We start from the raw sequence: 20,133 nt of genomic DNA, 5'->3' as shown, positions 1-20,133 counted from the left end.
TGATATATAATGACTTATATAAATAAAAAAGGGGGCAATTTAAATGAATAACAAATTAGTATATACTCCAGGTCCTACAGAAGTTAGAGAAAATGTGAGGTTAGCAAGATCTATAGCTACAACAAATCCAGACCTGGATATAGATTTTTTTGAGTTTTATAAAAATACTTGTGATAAGATTGGTAAGATAATAAATACAAAAAATGATGTTTACATATTAAGTGGAGAAGGGATACTAGGTTTAGAAGCAGCTTGCGCATCACTTACTGAAGAGGGCGATAGAGTTCTTGTAATTGATAATGGAATATTTGGTAAGGGATTTGATGAATTTGTAAAAATGTATGGAGGAGAAGTAGCTTACTTTTCAAGAGAATACACTAAAGATATTAAGACAAAGGAATTGGAAGAATTTTTAAAAAAAGATAGTAACTTTAAATATGCAACATTAGTTCATTGTGATACTCCAACAGGCGTATTAAATAACTTAAGTGAGATTTGCCGTTTACTTAAAAAATATGGTATTTTGACAGTAGTAGATTCTGTGGCGGGTATGATTGGAGAAGAACTTAATGTTGATGATTGGAAAGTTGATATAGCCCTAGGAGGATCACAAAAAGCTATATCAGCACCAGCAGGTCTTACTATAGTTAGTATAAGTGATGAGGCTAAATGTGTTATAAGAAATAGAAAAACTCCAATCATAGGTTTCTATTGTAATTTAGGAATATGGGAAAATTATTATAGAAATAAATGGTTTCCATATACGATGCCTATAAGTGACATAATGGGATTAGATAAAGCTATAGATAATATACTTGAGGAAGGTATAGGAAATGTGCTAATAAGACATAAAAAAATAGCTAATGCAGTTAGGAAATCTATAAAAGAATATGGGTTAAATTTATATTTAGAAGAAGGCTATTCTAACACTGTCACAGTTGTTGAAATACCATCTAATATAGGTGCAAAAAAATTAACAGATAATTTATTAAAAAAATACAATTTAATTTTAGCAACATCTTTAGGTAATTACTCAGATAAAGTAATAAGAATAGGTCATATGGGAGAAAATGCTAGAGTAGAAAAACTAATACCTGTATTAAACTTTATAGATGAATCTTTGAGATATCTTGGATTTGAGGGAAATGGTAGATTAGTAGAATTATTTAATAAGTATTATGATGAAGTAAAATTAGTTATAAAGTAAGTTTTAGGGAGTGGATATGATGGGGGAAAATAAGTTAATAAAAGATGACTTAGATATATCACAAATTGTAGAAAGTAATAATAGAAAAATTAATTCTAGGGATTTGGCTGAAAATGGATTATTAATAGCATTAGTATTTATAGCTACTAGGTTTATAAATATAAGGTTACCACTTGAATCAACTGGAGGATTAGTACATTTAGGTAATACTATGCTATTTATATCTGCGATAGTTTTTGGTAAGAAAAAAGGTGCTATAGCAGGTGCTTTTGGTATGGGGCTATTTGATTTATTATCAGAATGGGCAATATGGGCACCATTTACATTTGTAGTAAGAGGCGTAATGGGTTACATAATAGGAAGTATATCTTGGTCCAGGAATAAAAAAGGTAATGATATAATTACAAATATGCTTGGAATAATTATATCAGGTATTTGGATGATATTTGGATATTATATAACTGAAATTATTTTATATGGAAGTCATACTAAGGCAATTTTATCAATACCAGGTAATATAACTCAAATACTAATAGGTATGTTAATAGGAATACCTGTAGCTAAGTTACTAAAAAAATATATTAGATAAAATACAAGGGTCTGTACTGAATAATAGTACGACCCACTTTTATTTTTAGCTATCTAATTTATATAATTGCTTTAAGTTATATAATCCTAATAAAAAGCTAAAAATTCCTATAATGTATTTTGTCATAATATAACCTCCAAATGGAAATATAAATTATAAATCATATTCATCAACACTTAGTAATTTATTTAATACTCTTTTAATAATATCATAATTGAATCCTTTATATGTTAAATGTTGAGATAGTTTTTGATAAATCTTTCTTTTATCTTCATTTTTTATTCGGTCATATCTTTTTTTTGCAAGATACATTGCATTTTCAAATTCTGCATCACTATCAATTTCAGAAATAGCTTCACTTATAGCATTTGAATCTAAGCCTTTATTATAAAGGTTTTGTTTTATTCTATTTTTACCACACTTATTTAAATTAAGATTAGTGTTAACTATTTTTTGTGCAAGTAAATTATCATTGATAAAATTATTTCTTTTTAAAAATTCAATTACTTTATTGATTGTATCTTCTTCAAAATCATTAGATAATTTTTCTCTTATTTTTCTTTCTGATTGATCAGCCTTAGATAATATATTAAGAGCTTTATTTTTAGCCTTTATATACATTTCATCATTTAATAGTGATCTTAATGAATCTTCATCAATTTCATCACCTTTTTTCAAGTTAAATGTGAAAACTAATTCTTTAAATATAGCAGTGAAGTATTCACCATTAACATAAATATTAACTCTATCTTGGTTTTTCTTTTGTTGTTCTATTTTCGTAATTATAGCCATATGTAAACTCCTTAATAATGCTATTTATATTAATCTGTATATTTACATCTTGAATTTTATATAAAATAATGTAAAATATCAGATAGTTGACTAAATAATTAGTTGAATCAATGTTAAAAATTTAATTTTTAAAGTAAAGATATGTATAAATATGATTATATACTAAAAAATACAAATTATTACCTAAATAAAATAAAAATAATGATACAATGAAAATATATTTGTAAAAAAGGAGATTAAATATGAGCATTGAAGATCTACTTAAAAGAGCAAAAGATATAAATACTCATAAGTTAGAACAATTTAAAAATAGTGACTCTAAATTAAGGATTGGAATTATGGGGGGAACTTTTGATCCAATTCACTATGCACATTTAGCAACAGCAGAGTTTATTAGAGATAAGTATAAGTTAGATAAGATTATATTCATACCTACAGGAAATCCTCCTCATAAGTTAGAAAATGTAACTAATAAATATGATAGATATAATATGGTTTTAATATCTACAAGAAACAATGAGAACTTTATAGTATTGGATTTTGAAATAGAAAATGAAAATAAAACTTATACTGTAGATACACTTAGACATCTAAAAAAAGAATATAACAATTGTGAAATATTCTTTATAACAGGTGCAGATGCAATTTGTGATATTGAAACTTGGAAAGAAGTAGAGGAAAATTTTAAACTAGCTACTTTTATAGCAGCAACAAGACCGGGAATAAGTTTACTTGAAGCACAAGAGAAAATTGAAAATTTAGAAGAAAAATATAATGCTAAAATTATAAGCGTATATGTTCCATCTTTAGATATATCATCTACTTACATAAGGCAGCAACTAAAGTCTGGAAAGTCAGTGAAATATTTATTACCAGAAAATGTAGAAAAATATATGCGTGAGAAAAATTTATATAAAATAGGAGTAAAGTAAATGAATTTAACGGATATAAATGAAAAATTAAAAGATATGTTACCTAAAAGAAGATTAAATCATTCTTTAAATGTAGCAGAATGTGCAGTAAAGTTATGTGAAATATATAATTGTGATAATGAAAAAGCATACATAGCAGGTATAGTACATGATTGTGCTAAATATTTAACCTTAGAAGAAGTCGATTACTATGTTAGAAAATATAATATAAAATTAGATGAATTAGAAATGGAAAGTTTAGCTTTATCTCACAGTATTATAGGTTCATACATAGCTAGATATGAATTTGAAATAAATGACATAGAAATACTAGATGCTATAAGATATCATACAACAGGAAAAGAAAATATGTCATTATTAGAAAAAATAATTTATATGGCAGATTTAATAGAAAAAGATAGGAATTTTCCAAATGTAGATTTATTAAGAGAATTAACTTATAGTGGTAAATTAGATGAGGCATTACTCATATCATTTAATAACACGATAAAATTTGTAATAGATAATAATCAGTTGATACACCCAAGAACTGTAAGTGCACGTAATTATATAATGAAAAAATAACTAAAAAATTATTATTATGAAATAATAGTATATAATAGATAGATGCAGTTTAAAAATAAGATGCTTACTATACACTATTTATGGTATAATAATAAAACGTGTTTAAAATTAGGAAAGTGAGGAATTAAAATGACAGTAAATGAAATGACGAAAGTAATATATGATGCAATAGACGATAAAATTGGTCAAGATATATCTATAATAAATATAGGAGCAGTATCTAGCTTATGTGATTACTTTGTAATAGCTACAGCTGGTTCTCAAAGACAAGTAAAAGCTATAGCTGATAATGTAGAAGATGAATTAACAAAGCTTGGAATAGAGCCAAGAGGAAAAGAAGGATATGAAAGTCAAACTTGGGTACTTCTTGATTATGGCGATGTTATAGTTCATATATTTAATGAAGAACAAAGAGGATTCTATAACCTAGAAAAATTATGGAAAGACGCTCCATACGTAGATATTGACACTTTAGCATAATAATGATAATATAATTAATTATAAATAATAAATATATCAAGTAGACTAGAGTAGTAAAAGCAAAAATTTTATCAGAGAGCTAGTGGTTGCTGTGAACTAGTAAATTAGAACTTTGAACTTGCTAGAAATAATCTATTTGGCCGTAGTTGGCATAAAAACTATCTAAGAGAGTCTAATTTTAGACTAATTAGGGTGGTACCGCGAAGATATAATCCTCGTCCCTAAACAATATTGTTTAGAGACTGAGGATTTTTTTATCATATAAGTTAAATTTATCTAAACATGGATAAAATAACTTTTATAGACTATTTTAATCAAAATATCAAAGGAGGAAATTTTAATGAGCGTTTACAATCATAAAAATGTAGAAGCTAAATGGCAAAAAACTTGGTCTGAAAATGATCAGTATAAAACTAATACACTAGATAATTCTAAGCCAAACTATTATACTTTAGAAATGTTCCCATATCCATCAGGGAAAATACATATGGGTCATGTTAGAAACTACTCTATAGGTGATGTTGTTGCTAGATTTAAAAAAATGGAAGGATATAATGTACTTCATCCAATGGGATGGGATTCATTTGGTCTTCCAGCAGAAAATGCAGCTATAAAGCATGGTATACATCCACATAAATGGACTATGGAAAATATAGAAGATATGAAAGGCCAATTAAAATTATTGGGTCTTAGCTATGACTGGGATAGAGAAGTTGCAACTTCTACTCCAGAATATTACAAATTTACTCAAGAAATATTTTTAAAATTCTTAGAACATGGATTAGCATATAAGAAGAAATCTTTTGTTAACTGGTGCCCATCTTGTGAAACAGTTCTTGCAAATGAGCAAGTTGTTCAAGGACAATGTGAAAGATGTGATTCTGTAGTTATAAAGAAAGATTTAGAACAATGGTACTTTAAAACTACTCACTATGCTGAAGAATTACTTCAAGATTTAAATACTTTAGATGGATGGCCAGATAAAGTTAAATTAATGCAAAAGAACTGGATAGGAAAAAGTACAGGTGCTGAAATAGTATTCGATATAGATGGAACTGATAGGTCTATGACAGTATTTACAACTAGACCAGATACTGTTCATGGTGTTACATATATGGTACTTGCTCCAGAGCATGATTTAGTTAAGGATCTAGTTGCTGGAACAGAATATGAAGCAGATGTAGAAAAGTTTGTTGCAAAAATGCACACAATGACAGAAATAGAAAGAACTTCTACAGATGTAGAAAAAGAAGGTATGTTTATAGGCAAATATGTAGTTAATCCTTTAACAGGAGAAAAAGCTCCAATATGGATAGCAAACTATGTATTAGCAGATTATGGTACAGGTGCTATAATGGCAGTTCCTGCTCATGATGAAAGAGATAGAGAATTTGCTGAAAAATACAACTTAGAGATATTACCAGTAATAGATGAAGAAAATAAAATGATAAACTCAGGTGAATTTAATGGAATGGATGCATCTGAAGCTTTCAATAAGATAATAGAAAAAATAGAAGAAATGAAAATAGGAAAGAAAACAGTTAACTATAGATTAAGAGACTGGTTACTTTCTAGACAAAGATACTGGGGATGTCCAATTCCAGTTGTTTACTGTGATGATTGTGGTGTAGTTCCAGAGAAAAAAGAAAATTTACCAGTATTATTACCAACAGATGTTGAGTTTACAGGTAAAGGTGAATCTCCACTTACAACTTCAAAAGAATTTATGACTACAGCTTGTCCTTGTTGTGGTAAACCAGCTAGAAGAGAAGTTGATACAATGGATACATTTGTGGATTCTTCTTGGTACTTCTTAAGATACATAGATCCTAAGAATACTGAAAATATATTTGACTCAGAAGTAGTTAATAAGTGGATGCCGGTTGACCAATATATAGGTGGTGTAGAGCATGCTATAATGCATTTACTGTACTCAAGATTCTTTGTAAAAGCATTTAATGATATGGGACTTGTTGACTTCAAAGAGCCATTTAAAAACTTATTAACTCAAGGTATGGTTCTTAAAGAAGGTACTAAGATGAGTAAGTCAAAAGGTAATGTAGTTTCTCCTCTTGAAATAATAGAAGAATTCGGGGCTGATACAGCGAGATTATTTGTACTATTTGCAGCACCGCCAGAAAGAGATTTAGATTGGTCTGAACAAGGTGTTGAAGGATGTTATAGATTCTTAAATAGAGTTTACAGATTAGTTGATGAATTAGCTGATATTGCTAAGGATGACTGTACTATAGGTGAATTAACTAAAGAAGATAAGGCTATGAGATATACAATTCATGCAACACTTAAAAAAGTTACAGAAGATTTAAGTGAAAAGTTTGGATTTAACACAGCTATATCTGCTTTAATGGAATTAATAAATGAAATGTATAAGTACAAAGAGTTAGATAATAGAAATAATGCAGTTATAAAAGAAGGTATAGAAACTATAGTAACTATACTTGCTCCATTTACTCCTCATATGGGAGAAGAATTATGGACTATGATAGGTAAAGAAGGCAGTGTATTTGATATAAGCTGGCCAAAATATGATGAAACTGCATTAGTTAAAGATGAAGTTGAAGTTGTAGTTCAAGTTAATGGTAAAGTAAGAGGAAAGTTAACAGTTGGAGCTAATGTATCTAGAGAAGAAATGGAAAGTTTAGCTATGGCAGATGAAAAAATAAAGGCTTTAGTTGATGGTAAAACTGTAATTAAAGTTATTGCAGTTCCTAAGAAATTAGTTAATATAGTTGTTAAATAACATATAAAGTATATAAAAGTAGGACTATTTTGTTTTATTTAAAACATAATAGTCCTACTTTTTATATACATAATTAAAATAGTGTTAAAAACACATATAATTAGTAACGTTATTATAAAATATTTAATTATAAAATAATTTATTGAAAATTATAATAAAATCATCTACAATTATAGGGAAAACACTTTCGTAGTGTTAAAACTAAAGATTAGAGGGGGATTTATATGAATAAGAGGGGGATTTTAGCATTAGGATTATCAGCTACAATGTTATTTTCAATGGTAGGTTGTTCATCAAGTGATTCAGGAGATGGAACTAACTCATCAGATCAGCCTAAAATAGGTGCAACAGTTTATAAAGCAGATGATAACTTTATATCTGCAGTTAGTAGAGAGTTAAAGGAAAATGCTAAAGATGTAGCAGAAATAACAGTAGATGACTCCCAAAATGACCAAGCAAAACAATTAGATCAAATTGATACTATGATAGCTAAGGGTGCTAATGTATTAGCAATAAACTTAGTTGATCCAAAAGCCGCAAGTTCAGTGATAGAAAAGGCTCAAGCTTCAGATTTACCAGTAGTATTCTTTAATAAAGAGCCAGATGCAGATGCTTTAGCAAGTTACGACAAGGCATATTATGTAGGAACTGTATCTAAGGAATCAGGAGTTATTCAAGGAGAAGTTGTGGCTAAAGAATGGGAAGCTAACAAAGAAAAATGGGATAAAAATGGAGATGGAAAAATACAATATGTGTTAATAAAAGGAGAACCAGGACATCCAGATGCAGAAGCTAGAACTGAATGGGTTATAAAAACAGTAAATGAGAAAGGTATAGAAACTGAAGAATTAGCAATAGATACAGGTATGTGGGATGCAGCTAAAGCAACTGAAAAAATGGATGCATGGTTAGCTAAGTTTGGAGATAAAATAGAATTTGTAATTTGTAATAATGATGGTATGGCTTCAGGTGCTGTTGCTTCTCTTGAAAAAGAAGGATATTTTACAGGGGATAAATTTATGCCAGTTGTAGGTGTTGATGCTATACCTGAAATAGTAACTCTTATAGAGAATGATAAGGTTGTAGGGACAGTACTAAATGATGCTCCAAACCAAGCTAAAGCAGTTATTGATTTATGTGTAAATTTAGCTAACGGTAAAGATCCAGTAGAAGGAACAGAATGGAAGTTAGATGATACTAAAGCTGTTCGTGTACCATATATAGGAATTACTAAAGATAATTTAGATGAAGCTAAGTAATATAATATTATAAAGATTACTCAATACCTAAGAGCTTTTATAAATATAAAATAAGTTCTTAGGTATTAAATTAAAATATATAGGTAACGTCTAAAGGGGGTATCAACTATTGGATAAGATAGATAATAAATTCATCTTACAGATGATAAATATAACTAAAGAGTTTCCAGGTGTAAAAGCTTTAGATAATGTAAATTTAAATGTTAGACCAGGAACAGTACATGCCCTTATGGGAGAAAATGGTGCTGGAAAGTCAACTTTAATGAAATGCTTATTTGGAATTTATAAGAAAGACTCAGGGGAAATATACTTAGAAGGAAAAGAAATAGAATTTCAAAATACTAGACAAGCACTTGATAATGGTGTATCAATGGTTCATCAAGAACTAAATCAAGTTAGACAAAGAAATATATTAGATAATATTTGGCTTGGAAGATATCCTAAAAAAGGATTATTTATAGATGAAAATAAGATGTATAAAGATACTTTAGAAATTTTCAAGGATTTAGATATCGATGTAGATCCTAGAGAGAAAGTTGGAAATCTATCAGTATCTCAAATGCAAATGATAGAAATAGCAAAAGCAGTTTCTTATAATTCAAAAGTTATAGTTATGGATGAACCTACGTCATCTCTTACAGAAAAGGAAGTAGAACATTTATTTAGAATTATAACAAAGTTAAAAAATAAAAATGTAGCAATAATATATATATCACATAAGATGGAAGAGATATTAAAAATATCAGATGAAGTAACTGTAATGAGGGATGGACAATTAATAGAGACTAAGGATGCATCAGAGTTAACAACAGATAAGATTATAAGTATGATGGTTGGTAGGGATATGTCAAATAGATTCCCACCAAAAGAAAATCATCCTGGCGAAGTTATATTAGAAGTTGATGGGTTAAGTGAAAATACAAAGTTTGGGTTAAAAGATGTTAGTTTTAAACTAAGAAAAGGTGAAATACTTGGCATAGCTGGGTTAGTTGGATCGAAAAGAACTGAAGTTGTAGAAGCATTGTTTGGAATGAGAAATATAGATAAAGGAACAATTAAGCTACATGGAAAGTTGATTGAAAACAAAAATCCTAGAAAATCTATGGAAAATGGTTTTGCTTTAGTTACAGAAGAAAGAAGAACTACGGGAATATTTCCTCAACTTAGTATAAATTTTAACTCTGTTATATCGAATATGGATTCTTATAAATCTAATGTATTGTTTTTATCTGATAAGAAAATGGGAAAAGATACAAAGTGGGTTATAGATTCTATGAATGTAAAAACCCCATCGCAAAAAACTAGTATAGGAAGCTTATCAGGCGGTAACCAACAAAAAGTAATAATAGGAAGATGGTTACTAACTAATCCTGAAATACTTATGCTAGATGAACCTACAAGGGGAATAGATGTAGGAGCAAAATATGAAATATATCAACTTATAAATGACTTAGCAAGTAAAGAAAAAGGGATTATAATGATTTCCTCGGAAATGCCAGAACTTATAGGTGTAACAGATAGAATATTAGTAATGAGTAATGGTAGAGTTGCAGGAATTGTAGATTCAAAAAATACTACGCAAGAAGAGATAATGAAATTATCAGCGAAGTTTATAGAGGGGGATAGCCATGAAGACAAAGTCACTAACTAATGAAAAGCAATCTTTTAATATTATAGAGTGGGCTGGAAATAATGTAATACCAATAGTTCTGTTTATTATACTTATAGGTATAATTATAATAGAACCAAGCTTTCTTTCTATAAAAAACTTAACTAATATACTAGCACAATGTTCTACACGTATGATTATAGCACTAGGTATAGGTGGAATAATAGTAACTCAAGGTACAGATCTTTCTGCTGGTCGTATAATTGGTTTGGCTGCTGTAGTATCAGCATCATTGCTACAAGCAACAGACTATGCATATAGAATGTATCCTAATTTACAAAAATTGCCGGTGGTTGCAGTAATATTATTTGTAATGATAATATGTGGGATAATGGGTGGAATAAATGGATTTGCAGTTGCAAAATTAAAAACACCACCTTTTATAGCTACTATGGGGACTATGCTTTTGGCCTATGGTATAACAAGTTTATACTTTGATAGACCTCCATACGGAGCACAACCTATAGCAGGTCTTGATAAAGGATTTAAACAGTTAGCAGTTGGAGGTTTTCAATTAGGAGAGTTTAGATTACCATATCTTATAATTTATGCAGTAATAGCTTGTATAATAATGTGGCTTATATGGAATAAAACTAAGCTTGGTAAAAACATGTTTGCTATAGGAGGTAATCCAGAAGCAGCAGAAGTATCTGGTGTTAATGTTGTTAGAAATCTAATAATAATATACGTTATGGCAGGTCTTTTGTATGGACTTGCAGGATCTTTAGAAGCAGCTAGGGTAGGTAGTGCTACTAACAATACAGGACTAATGTATGAAATGGATGCTATTGCAGCTTGTGTTGTAGGAGGAGTATCTTTCTCTGGTGGTATTGGTAGTATAGGTGGAATAATAACTGGAGTATTAATATTCCAAGTTTTAAATTATGGATTATCATTTATTGGTGTAAGTACATACTTACAGTTTATTATAAAGGGGGTAATAATAATAGCGGCAGTTGCACTTGATACAAGAAAGTACATGAAGAAAAAATAATTTATAAATTTAATTTTAAAAATATAAAAAGACTATTTGTTCAGTGGCAAATAGTCTTTTTTTGTCAAAAAAATAATTAATTTATTTAATAATTATTGACTAAAGCTAGTTATTAATAATATAATTAGTTTGTGGAAAAAATAACACACTTAAATGTTAAAAAAATGACTATCTAAATCAATATGAATTTTAGGGGGACGATTATGTTACAAGTTACATTACAAGACATAAAGCAAGCAAAGGAAACTATAAAAGATATAGTTAAGAAAACTGATTTATTAGAATGTGCAGGCTTAAGTAATAAGGTCGATGCAAACGTTTTTTATAAATGCGAAAACCTACAAAGAACAGGGTCTTTCAAAGTAAGAGGAGCTTGTAATAAAATAGCAAATTTAACAGATGAAGAAAAAGCAAATGGAGTAATTGCATCAAGTGCAGGCAATCATGCTCAAGGGGTTGCATTAGGGGCTAAAATGAGCGGGATTAAATCTACAATAGTAATGCCTGCTACCGCACCATTATTAAAAATTTCTGCAACAAAAGGTTATGGAGCAGAAGTTGTTTTAAATGGATTAGTATACGATGATGCTTATGCAAAAGCAGTTGAAATACAAAAAGAAACTGGTGCAACATTTTTACATCCGTTTAATGATAAATATGTAATAGCAGGTCAAGGAACAATAGGGATTGAAATATTTGAACAATTAGATAATAAAGTTGATACAATTTTATGTCCAATAGGCGGAGGAGGATTAATAGCAGGTGTTGCAGTTGCAGCAAAAGCATTAAATCCAAACGTTAAAATAATAGGAGTACAGACTGCTAATATACCTTCTATGCATGAATCTGTAAAACATGGAGTAGTTACAACTGCGTTTAATGCTACTACAATAGCTGATGGTATAGCTGTTAAAACTCCTGGAGATATGACATTTGAAATAATAAATGAGTTAGTTGATGAAATAGTTCTTGTAGAAGAAGATGAAATAGCTCAAGGTATAGTGTACTTAATGGAAAACTTAAAAGTTGTAGCAGAAGGATCTGGTGCAGTAACAACTGCTGCATTGTTAAGTAAAAAATATGTTCCTAAATCAGATGAAAATATTGTTTGTATAATATCTGGTGGAAATGTAGATGTTAATAATTTATATAGAATAATAGGTACAGGACTAGCTAAAGAAGGTAGAAGATACTCATTTGGTGTAACAATGGTGGATCAACCAGGTGGATTCTCTCAATTAACAAAAATAATAAGTGAGAATAAAGCTAACATATTAAATGCAAATCAGTCTAGATTATCATCTGGAGCATATATAGGAAAACAACTTGCAGAATTTGTATTAGAAACATTTGACCATGATCATATAGGAAAAATAAAAAAAGATATAGAATCTGCTGGATTTGAGATAAAAGATTTATAAAATAATATATACAATTTTTATTATAGGGTAGTATAATATAAAGTAAAGTATTAAAGATTATATAGATTTTAGGAGGAATTAAAAATGAAACAACAAGTAATACATACTGATAATGCACCAAAAGCAATAGGACCATATTCTCAAGCTATAAAAGCTGGAAATTTATTATTTGTATCTGGACAAGTTCCTTTTGTACCAGAGACTATGGAAATAGTTGAAGGAGATGTTAAGGCTCAAACAAAGCAATCATTAGAAAATGTAGCGGCTATATTAAAAGAAGCAGGAGCTGATTTTTCAAATGTAGTTAAATCAACAGTATTCATAAAAGATATGAATGAATTTGCTTTAATAAATGAAGTTTATGCAGAGTTCTTTGGTGAAAACAAGCCAGCTAGAGCTTGTGTAGAAGTTGCTAGATTACCAAAAGATGTTAAAGTTGAGATAGAAGTTATAGCTGTAGTAGAATAATAAGCTTTAATTAAAATATAAAAAATGGCCAGTAGATGCTGGTCATTTTATATTCTATTAAATCTCAAAATAGTACGTAAACTAATAATTGGAAAATAAAAAAATATGAAAAAAAATATTCCATAAAAATGATTTTTTATATATAATATTAATTAGCAGATAACAAAAAATAAATTAAAGTATAGATGCTTTTATTTAATTAATAATAAGTATATATAATAGCTGCATAACTAATGCTATTAAATTTATATTTAACAAAATTAGATGCTTTTAGATTATTGGTATTAAATTAATTTTATTTAAGTTTTGTGAAAATGATTTCAGAAATTAATTTAATGAGACATTTAAGAAAGAAGAGGTAAAGCAATGGCTAAAGATTATAGTGTATTTGACGTTGTAGGACCAAATATGATAGGTCCATCTAGTTCCCATACTGCAGGAGCTGCAAGACTTGGAAAGACTGCTTCTAAAATAGCAGGTAAACCTGTAAAAGAAGTAAAATTCTATTTACATGGTTCTTTTGCAGAAACATATAAAGGTCATGGGACAGATAAAGCATTAGTTGGAGGAATATTAGGATTTGATCCAGAAGATGCTAGAATAAGAGACTCTTTTGACATAGCAAATGAAATGGGTGTTAAATTTGAATTTATAAAAACTGATTTAGGTGAAAATGAGCATCCTAATAGTGTAAGAATGGAAATGGTATTAGAAGATGGAAGTAAATGTGAAGTTAAAGGTGCTTCTATTGGTGGAGGTAACATAAAACTTACTGAAATGGATGGACTAGCTTTAGATTTCAATGGTGCTAAACCAGCTGTAATATTAGAAATAAAAGATATAACAGGAGCAGTATCTTTTGTAACTGGATTACTTGCTCACAATAATAAAAATATAGCTACAATGTCTACTAGTAGAATAGCAGGTTCTGAGTATACATTTGTGACTATAGAGACAGATGAGCCGTTAGAAAGAGATATATTAGATCAAATAAGTAAATTTGAAGTTGTAGCTAAAGCTGTAGTTTTAGACAAATTCTAGACAGTAAGGAGAGATAGACAATGAAATATAATTTCACAAGTGGACAAGAATTATTAGAAATGTGCGAAAAGTACAATATGAATATACATGAACTATGCTTAGAAAGAGAAGTTGAACTTTCAGGATTATCTAAAGAAGATATAAGAGCAAAAATGCAACATAGTTTAAATATAATGAAGGCAGCTACTGAAAAGGCTGTTGAAGAAGATATAAAATCAGTTGGTGGTCTTATAGGTGGAGAAGCTAAAAAATTAACTATATTTAGAAATAATTCTAAATCGGTTTGTGGACCATTAATGAATAAAGCATTAGTTGCTGCAATGGGAACTATGGAAGTTAATGCTTCTATGGGGCTTATAGTTGCTGCACCAACAGCAGGATCTTGTGGTATACTTCCTGGTGCTGTAGTTACTATAGGTAAAGAGTATGATATGACTGATGATCAAATGCTAGATGCATTATTTACAGCTTCTGCAATAGGAGCTATAATAACTAGAAATGCAACAGTTGCAGGTGCTGAAGGTGGATGTCAAGCTGAAACTGGTGCTGCTGCGGCAATGGCTGCTGCTGGTGTAGTTGAAATGATGGGTGGAAGCCCTAAACAAGCTTTACATGCTGCATCTCATTGCTTACAAAATGTAATGGGACTTGTATGTGACCCAATTGCAGGACTTGTTGAAGCTCCATGTCAAGGAAGAAACGCTATAGGAGTTGCAAATGCTTTAATATCTGCTGAATTATGCTTAGCAGGAATACTAAACATAATACCATTTGATGAAACAGTAGAAGCTATGTACAAAGTTGGTAAAGGATTACCACCTGAATTAAGAGAAACTGCTTTAGGTGGAGTTGCAGCTACTTGTACAGGATGTTCTTTAAGTAACAAAATATTTGGATAATATTAAAATATATAAAAAATACCTATGAATTTTCATAGGTATTTTTTTAATAATTAATATCTGCAGACTTTATATTATTTTTATCATGAGAACTACAAGGAGTAACTCCATAAACCATATTGCAAGTAGGGCATTTATCTACGTGTGTTTTCATAGTAAAGATTTCATTACAATTTACACATTCTAGGTTATGAGTAATTCTTAATGGGAAGTTGTCTTTTCCCTTACTTCTTACTAAGTCAACTACATTCTTTCCATCGTTTTTATTGATATTTCCGCATCCACAGCTCATATATAAATTCCTCCAAAAAATATTTGTAATTAACATTATACATTAAATTATTTTATTATTCAGTAACATATGGTACAAGTATAACAAAATATTTTAAACTTAAAAAGGATTGGAATATCCAACCCTTTTATCTTCGTCTATTTTTAAATATTCTTTTTTTATAATATTTTTTTCTTTTCTTTCTTTTAATAATTAACCCTATAAAAATAATTATAATTATAGATATTACAACTAAAATACTAGTAAATATCACTTTGTTTTCAACAAGTGAACCAAATACACTATTAACATTACTTGTAGCAACTAAATTAATAGTAGTTTCAAGTTTTTTAGAATTGTATACTTCTAATGTTCCTACTTTATCGCCTTTTTTTATAGGAAGACTAATTTTATTTAGTTTAACCTTTGTTGTATAAGAACTAGTACTAGTTCCTTTTTTCAATAGAACTTTATAATTATATTCAGGCTCGTATATAAGTTCTTTTTGCTTAGAGAATAAAATTCTTTCACTACCAGTATATTTATCTTTAGTAATTATCGTCCTATTAGTATAATTGTCGAATCCATAGTCAAGTAGAGTTCTAGATGCAACATACATATCATCACCAGTAGATTTAAATACAGCTGATATTAAACGCATGCCATTTTTTACACCACTAGATAAAAGGCATCGACCTGCATCATCAGTATATCCAGTTTTTATACCATCTACAATATCGTATTTTATAGGAATTTCCTTACCATTATAAGTTATTTTCTCATCTGAAGTTAGAAATTTATTTGTATTAACAAAATATCTTTCAAATGGGTAAGCTTCAGTAGCAGGGAAAGATACTGATTTCATTTTTACAATTTCTCTAAAAATACTATTACTCATAGCTTCTCTGGCCATTAGAGCCATATCGTAAGCTGTAGTATAGTGATTTTCATCTGGTAATCCATGGGGATTATTGAAATGGGTATTTTTAGCTCCGATAGAATTTGCTTCTTCATTCATTAGTTTGGCGAATTCTTCAATAGAACCGCTTACATACTCGGCTAAAACTACAGCTACATCATTAGAAGAATGGATTAATAAACCTTCTAGCAATTCTCTTACAGTGAAAGTTTCTCCAATCTTTAAGTACATACTAGAACCATCAACATTAGGATCCTTTTCTATTGTTACCTTTTCACTAAGATTAGGCTTATATTTTAATACTAAGTAAGCCGTCCAAGCTTTTGTTGTTGATGCTGGATATATTTTATTATCAGCGTTTTTACTATATAAAACACGTCCAGTTTCATAGTCCATAAGAACACCTGCTTCAGCAGGTATAGAAAGTTCCTCATTATCGGCAAATGATGTGTTTGCTGAGTTTAAAAATGTAGAGCAAGCTATAATGAATGTTACTAATAAAGATAGAAATTTTTTCATCTTTAACCTCCAAATTTTAAACTTATATTTTAGTATATCACATTTTAGTTAATAATTTAAACGAAGGGGTGAATTAAGTGAAAAAAAATAAAAAAAGTATAGTGTTTTTAGTGATTATATTTACATGTATTTTAGGATTTATTATAAAAAACAAATTAAATTTAACAGAAGATGTGTATGTAATCAGTCAAAGTGAAGAAAGAACAAAAGAAAGTATATTATTAGACAATAAAACTACTGAAGAAATGACTTCACAAAATAATATAAATTATAATAGTGATGTAGAGCAGTTAGTAACAATATATATAAGTGGACAAGTCAAAAATCCTGGTATAGTAACTTTAGAAAATGATAGAAGATTAGTTGATGCAATAGAAATTTTAGGTGGAGTTACAGAAGAGGCAGACCTAAATAAAGTAAATATGGCTTTAAAGATTGAAGATGAAGGTCACTATATAATTCCTAAACTAGGAGAAGAAGTTGAAACTCAAAGTATAGACTTAAATAGCACGGAAAAGGCTAAGAATGAAAATGACAAAGTTAATATTAACATAGCAAATATAGATGAATTACAATCGTTGCCAGGGGTAGGAGAAGCTACGGCAAATAAAATTTTTAAATATAGAGAGGAAAATGGAGTCTTTAAAAACATAGAAGAAATAAAAAATGTAAATGGAATTGGAGATAAAAAATATGAAGGTTTAAGGGATTTAATAAGTATAAATTGATACAATAGTAATATGTAGACAAAATATAAATTTAAAATTTGAATATTTTCAACTACTTCGCCTGTTGTTTAAAATATGTTATTATATGTAAAGACAAGAAGGAAAGGAGGTCTTTTTATGGAAAAATATAAAAGACTCACAGAAATGACAACATCAGGAGGCTGAGCAGCCAAAATAGGGCCAGAGGTTCTGGCTTCAGTTTTAAGTCAACTTCCTAAGAATGATAATGATAGAATCAATAATTTATTGGTAGGTTTAGACACAGCAGATGATGCTGCAGTATATAAATTAAATGAAGAAATGGCATTAATACAAACATTAGACTTTTTTACACCAATGATAGATGATCCTTACATTTTTGGTCAAATAGCAGCAGCTAACTCATTATCGGATGTTTATGCTATGGGAGGGACTCCTACTGTTGCAATGAATATTGTTTGCTTCCCATCATGCCATGATATGGATGTATTAACTGAAATCATGAAGGGTGGATTTGATAAAGTAAAAGAAAGTGGAGCGCTTTTAGTAGGAGGCCATACTGTTGATGACAAAGAGCCCAAGTATGGATTGTCAGTTTCAGGAATAGTACATCCAAATAAAGTACTATCAAATGCTACATCAAAACCAGGAGATGTACTTATACTTACAAAACCATTAGGTGTAGGAATATTAAATACAGCCATGAAAGCTAATTTAATAAGTGAAGAGACAGAGAAAAAAGTTATCGAAGTAATGACGCATCTTAATAAATATGCAGCTAAGAGCTTTGAGAACATAAATGTAAACTCAGTTACAGATATAACAGGATTCGGATTACTAGGCCATGCGCTTGAAATGGCAAAAGCATCTAATGTAAGTATACATATAGATTCAAAAGAAGTTCCTATATTAGATGAATCAATAGATATGGCTACTATGGGAATTATACCTGCTGGAATGTATAGAAATAAGCAATATATAGAATGTGATGTAGATATTATAGATGTAGATGAAGCTATAAGAGATATTTTATATGATCCTCAAACTTCAGGAGGATTATTGGTATCAGTTCAAAGAGAATATGCAGAACAACTTATAATTGATATGAAAAATAATGGTTCAATAGAAGCAAAGATAATAGGATATGTAACATCAAAAGAGGAAAAATATATTACTGTTAGATAAAATAACTAATTTATAATATAAGAAAGAGTGAGTGTTTTGGATAAAAAGAAGCTGTTTGCTATGTTGCCCTCAGTTGATGAAGTATTGGGAAATGAAAAAATAAAAAATATAATAGAGAATTATCCTAGAGCTTTAGTTTTAGATTCTATAAGAGAAATTATAGATGAAAAAAGACAATTAATAATATCCTTAGATGAAAAAAATGAAATCATTGATATAAATTTAAAAAGTATAATTAAAGAATCTACTGAAAGAGTTGTACTAAATTACTCTCTATCTTTAGAAAAAGTTATAAATGGGACGGGAGTAATATTACATACTAACTTAGGTAGATCTTTGCTTAGTGAAAGTATAAAAGAAGATGTTTGGCAAATTGCATCTAGGTATTCAAATCTAGAGTATAACATTGATAGTGGAAAAAGAGGGTCTAGATATACACATTTAGTTCAAATGATAAAAAAGCTTACTAAATCTGAAGATGTTTTAGTTGTTAATAATAATGCAGCAGCTGTACTTCTTGTTTTAAATACTTTAGCTAAAGATGGTGAAGCTATAGTATCTAGAGGTGAACTAGTAGAGGTTGGCGGTGCATTTAGAATACCAAGTATAATGTCTTTAAGTGGAGCGGAATTAGTAGAAGTTGGATCTACGAATAAAACACATATTGATGATTATGAAGATGCTATAAACGAAAATACAAAAGTATTAATGAAGGTTCATACTAGTAATTATAAGATACTAGGATTTACAGAATCTGTTGAAATAAAAGAATTATCTAAGATAAGTAAAAAGTATAATATACCACTTATTGAGGACCTAGGTAGTGGTGTTTTTATAGATTTATCCAAGTATGGATTATCATATGAGCCGACCATTTTGGATTCTATAAATCAAGGTGCGGATATTGTTACGTTTAGCGGAGATAAAATGTTAGGTGGGCCACAAGCTGGAATTATAGTTGGAAAAAAAGTATATATAGAAAAGATGAAAAAAAATCAATTAACTAGAGCCTTAAGAGTAGATAAAATGACAATAGGAGCACTAGAGGCTACTTTAAGATTGTATCTAGATGAAGATAAAGCTATTAAAGAAATACCAACATTAAGGATGTTAACATATACGTTAGATGAACTAAGTGAAAAATCAAAAAAATTATATGAAATTTTACTTGATTTAAACTTAGATATTGATATAAATATAGAAAATGGTTTTTCTCAAGTTGGAGGTGGATCTATGCCTACTGAAAATTTAGATACATATTTAATAAGTATAATACCAAAAAATATGAGTGTATCGTCACTTGAAAGAAAATTAAGACTAAGTGATTCTCATATAATAGGTAGGATTTATGAAAATAAATATTTGTTAGATATTAGAACTATATTTGATGATGAATTTGAAGATATAGCAAAAGAACTAAGTATGGTTTTTAGATAAAATTTTGATAGGGGGTTTA

Annotated in this window: 19 protein-coding genes and 1 other annotated feature; of the genes, 16 read left to right on the top strand and 3 right to left on the bottom strand. The window is 29.1% G+C overall.

The window, feature by feature from the left end; all coding sequences use genetic code 11:
- Nucleotides 1-43: 43 nt before the first annotated feature.
- On the top strand, nt 44-1,207 hold the full coding sequence (locus I2A66_RS11340) for a pyridoxal-phosphate-dependent aminotransferase family protein (RefSeq protein WP_195251691.1): 1,164 nt from the start codon (nt 44-46) through the stop codon (nt 1,205-1,207).
- Between the two features lie 16 nt (nt 1,208-1,223).
- A complete protein-coding gene (locus I2A66_RS11335) occupies nt 1,224-1,796 on the top strand; it encodes an ECF transporter S component (RefSeq protein WP_243113394.1) in 573 nt (190 codons plus the stop codon).
- Nucleotides 1,797-1,949: 153 nt separating this feature from the next.
- Here I2A66_RS11335 and recX read toward each other — a convergent pair whose 3' ends face one another.
- Nucleotides 1,950-2,588 carry a recombination regulator RecX gene (recX, locus tag I2A66_RS11330; RefSeq protein WP_122640293.1) on the bottom strand — a complete coding sequence of 213 codons (639 nt, stop codon included), beginning with the start codon at nt 2,586-2,588 and terminating at the stop codon, nt 1,950-1,952.
- A 242-nt stretch (nt 2,589-2,830) separates the two neighbouring features.
- On the opposite strand from recX, the gene nadD reads away from it, so the two are divergent.
- From nadD to sdaAA, 11 genes are all read left to right on the top strand, one after another.
- The gene (gene nadD / locus I2A66_RS11325) at nt 2,831-3,520 is read left to right on the top strand and encodes a nicotinate-nucleotide adenylyltransferase (RefSeq protein WP_122640294.1); all 690 of its coding nucleotides are present in this window, start codon (nt 2,831-2,833) and stop codon (nt 3,518-3,520) included.
- On the top strand, nt 3,521-4,084 hold the full coding sequence (gene yqeK, locus I2A66_RS11320) for a bis(5'-nucleosyl)-tetraphosphatase (symmetrical) YqeK (RefSeq protein WP_122640295.1): 564 nt from the start codon (nt 3,521-3,523) through the stop codon (nt 4,082-4,084).
- A 129-nt stretch (nt 4,085-4,213) separates the two neighbouring features.
- Nucleotides 4,214-4,564: a ribosome silencing factor gene (rsfS, locus tag I2A66_RS11315; RefSeq protein WP_122640296.1), complete on the top strand. Its 351-nt coding sequence runs from the start codon at nt 4,214-4,216 to the stop codon at nt 4,562-4,564.
- Between the two features lie 31 nt (nt 4,565-4,595).
- Nucleotides 4,596-4,790: a binding site (T-box leader), on the top strand.
- Nucleotides 4,791-4,904: 114 nt separating this feature from the next.
- The gene (gene leuS / locus I2A66_RS11310) at nt 4,905-7,325 is read left to right on the top strand and encodes a leucine--tRNA ligase (RefSeq protein WP_195251690.1); all 2,421 of its coding nucleotides are present in this window, start codon (nt 4,905-4,907) and stop codon (nt 7,323-7,325) included.
- Nucleotides 7,326-7,549: 224 nt separating this feature from the next.
- On the top strand, nt 7,550-8,584 hold the full coding sequence (gene mglB / locus I2A66_RS11305; RefSeq protein ID WP_122640298.1) for a galactose/glucose ABC transporter substrate-binding protein MglB: 1,035 nt from the start codon (nt 7,550-7,552) through the stop codon (nt 8,582-8,584).
- A 109-nt stretch (nt 8,585-8,693) separates the two neighbouring features.
- Nucleotides 8,694-10,235, top strand: coding sequence for a galactose/methyl galactoside ABC transporter ATP-binding protein MglA (mglA, locus tag I2A66_RS11300; protein ID WP_279309971.1), 1,542 nt, complete (start codon nt 8,694-8,696; stop codon nt 10,233-10,235).
- Nucleotides 10,213-11,247, top strand: coding sequence for a galactose/methyl galactoside ABC transporter permease MglC (gene mglC, locus I2A66_RS11295; protein WP_122640299.1), 1,035 nt, complete (start codon nt 10,213-10,215; stop codon nt 11,245-11,247). Before mglA ends, mglC begins: the two co-directional genes overlap by 23 nt.
- 203 nt (nt 11,248-11,450) lie before the next feature.
- Nucleotides 11,451-12,668: a threonine ammonia-lyase gene (gene ilvA / locus I2A66_RS11290; protein ID WP_195251685.1), complete on the top strand. Its 1,218-nt coding sequence runs from the start codon at nt 11,451-11,453 to the stop codon at nt 12,666-12,668.
- Nucleotides 12,669-12,752: 84 nt separating this feature from the next.
- A complete protein-coding gene (locus I2A66_RS11285) occupies nt 12,753-13,136 on the top strand; it encodes a RidA family protein (RefSeq protein ID WP_122640301.1) in 384 nt (127 codons plus the stop codon).
- A 366-nt stretch (nt 13,137-13,502) separates the two neighbouring features.
- The gene (sdaAB, locus tag I2A66_RS11280; RefSeq protein ID WP_122640302.1) at nt 13,503-14,177 is read left to right on the top strand and encodes an L-serine ammonia-lyase, iron-sulfur-dependent subunit beta; all 675 of its coding nucleotides are present in this window, start codon (nt 13,503-13,505) and stop codon (nt 14,175-14,177) included.
- A gap of 20 nt (nt 14,178-14,197) precedes the next feature.
- The gene (sdaAA, locus tag I2A66_RS11275; protein WP_122640303.1) at nt 14,198-15,076 is read left to right on the top strand and encodes an L-serine ammonia-lyase, iron-sulfur-dependent, subunit alpha; all 879 of its coding nucleotides are present in this window, start codon (nt 14,198-14,200) and stop codon (nt 15,074-15,076) included.
- Nucleotides 15,077-15,122: 46 nt separating this feature from the next.
- Here the strand turns inward: sdaAA and I2A66_RS11270 are convergent, their stop codons facing one another.
- A complete protein-coding gene (locus tag I2A66_RS11270; protein ID WP_122640304.1) occupies nt 15,123-15,368 on the bottom strand; it encodes a hypothetical protein in 246 nt (81 codons plus the stop codon).
- Nucleotides 15,369-15,495: 127 nt separating this feature from the next.
- On the bottom strand, nt 15,496-16,785 hold the full coding sequence (locus I2A66_RS11265) for a D-alanyl-D-alanine carboxypeptidase family protein (protein WP_147515733.1): 1,290 nt from the start codon (nt 16,783-16,785) through the stop codon (nt 15,496-15,498).
- Nucleotides 16,786-16,862: 77 nt separating this feature from the next.
- On the opposite strand from I2A66_RS11265, the gene I2A66_RS11260 reads away from it, so the two are divergent.
- From I2A66_RS11260 to selA, 3 genes are all read left to right on the top strand, one after another.
- The gene (locus tag I2A66_RS11260; RefSeq protein ID WP_330615471.1) at nt 16,863-17,513 is read left to right on the top strand and encodes a helix-hairpin-helix domain-containing protein; all 651 of its coding nucleotides are present in this window, start codon (nt 16,863-16,865) and stop codon (nt 17,511-17,513) included.
- 117 nt (nt 17,514-17,630) lie between these two features.
- Entirely contained in the window at nt 17,631-18,677 is a 1,047-nt protein-coding gene (gene selD / locus I2A66_RS11255) for a selenide, water dikinase SelD (protein WP_122640306.1), read from the top strand.
- A gap of 60 nt (nt 18,678-18,737) precedes the next feature.
- Nucleotides 18,738-20,114, top strand: coding sequence for an L-seryl-tRNA(Sec) selenium transferase (gene selA / locus I2A66_RS11250; RefSeq protein WP_243113398.1), 1,377 nt, complete (start codon nt 18,738-18,740; stop codon nt 20,112-20,114).
- Nucleotides 20,115-20,133: the final 19 nt, after the last annotated feature.

The organism is Romboutsia sp. 1001713B170207_170306_H8 (assembly GCF_015550495.1).
Lineage (GTDB): Bacteria > Bacillota > Clostridia > Peptostreptococcales > Peptostreptococcaceae > Romboutsia_E.
Note: the sequence above shows the minus strand (reverse complement) of the source record. Positions and strands in the feature narration are given on the sequence as shown.

Excerpts from the sequence above, each read along its gene's own strand:
- I2A66_RS11340 (WP_195251691.1), top strand. The coding sequence starts at position 44 with ATGAATAACAAATTAGTATATACTCCAGGTCCTACAGAAGTTAGAGAA.
- I2A66_RS11335 (WP_243113394.1), top strand. The coding sequence starts at position 1,224 with ATGATGGGGGAAAATAAGTTAATAAAAGATGACTTAGATATATCACAA.
- recX (WP_122640293.1), bottom strand. The coding sequence starts at position 2,588 with ATGGCTATAATTACGAAAATAGAACAACAAAAGAAAAACCAAGATAGA.
- nadD (WP_122640294.1), top strand. The coding sequence starts at position 2,831 with ATGAGCATTGAAGATCTACTTAAAAGAGCAAAAGATATAAATACTCAT.
- yqeK (WP_122640295.1), top strand. The coding sequence starts at position 3,521 with ATGAATTTAACGGATATAAATGAAAAATTAAAAGATATGTTACCTAAA.
- rsfS (WP_122640296.1), top strand. The coding sequence starts at position 4,214 with ATGACAGTAAATGAAATGACGAAAGTAATATATGATGCAATAGACGAT.
- leuS (WP_195251690.1), top strand. The coding sequence starts at position 4,905 with ATGAGCGTTTACAATCATAAAAATGTAGAAGCTAAATGGCAAAAAACT.
- mglB (WP_122640298.1), top strand. The coding sequence starts at position 7,550 with ATGAATAAGAGGGGGATTTTAGCATTAGGATTATCAGCTACAATGTTA.
- mglC (WP_122640299.1), top strand. The coding sequence starts at position 10,213 with ATGAAGACAAAGTCACTAACTAATGAAAAGCAATCTTTTAATATTATA.
- ilvA (WP_195251685.1), top strand. The coding sequence starts at position 11,451 with ATGTTACAAGTTACATTACAAGACATAAAGCAAGCAAAGGAAACTATA.
- I2A66_RS11285 (WP_122640301.1), top strand. The coding sequence starts at position 12,753 with ATGAAACAACAAGTAATACATACTGATAATGCACCAAAAGCAATAGGA.
- sdaAB (WP_122640302.1), top strand. The coding sequence starts at position 13,503 with ATGGCTAAAGATTATAGTGTATTTGACGTTGTAGGACCAAATATGATA.
- sdaAA (WP_122640303.1), top strand. The coding sequence starts at position 14,198 with ATGAAATATAATTTCACAAGTGGACAAGAATTATTAGAAATGTGCGAA.
- I2A66_RS11270 (WP_122640304.1), bottom strand. The coding sequence starts at position 15,368 with ATGAGCTGTGGATGCGGAAATATCAATAAAAACGATGGAAAGAATGTA.
- I2A66_RS11265 (WP_147515733.1), bottom strand. The coding sequence starts at position 16,785 with ATGAAAAAATTTCTATCTTTATTAGTAACATTCATTATAGCTTGCTCT.
- selA (WP_243113398.1), top strand. The coding sequence starts at position 18,738 with ATGTTGCCCTCAGTTGATGAAGTATTGGGAAATGAAAAAATAAAAAAT.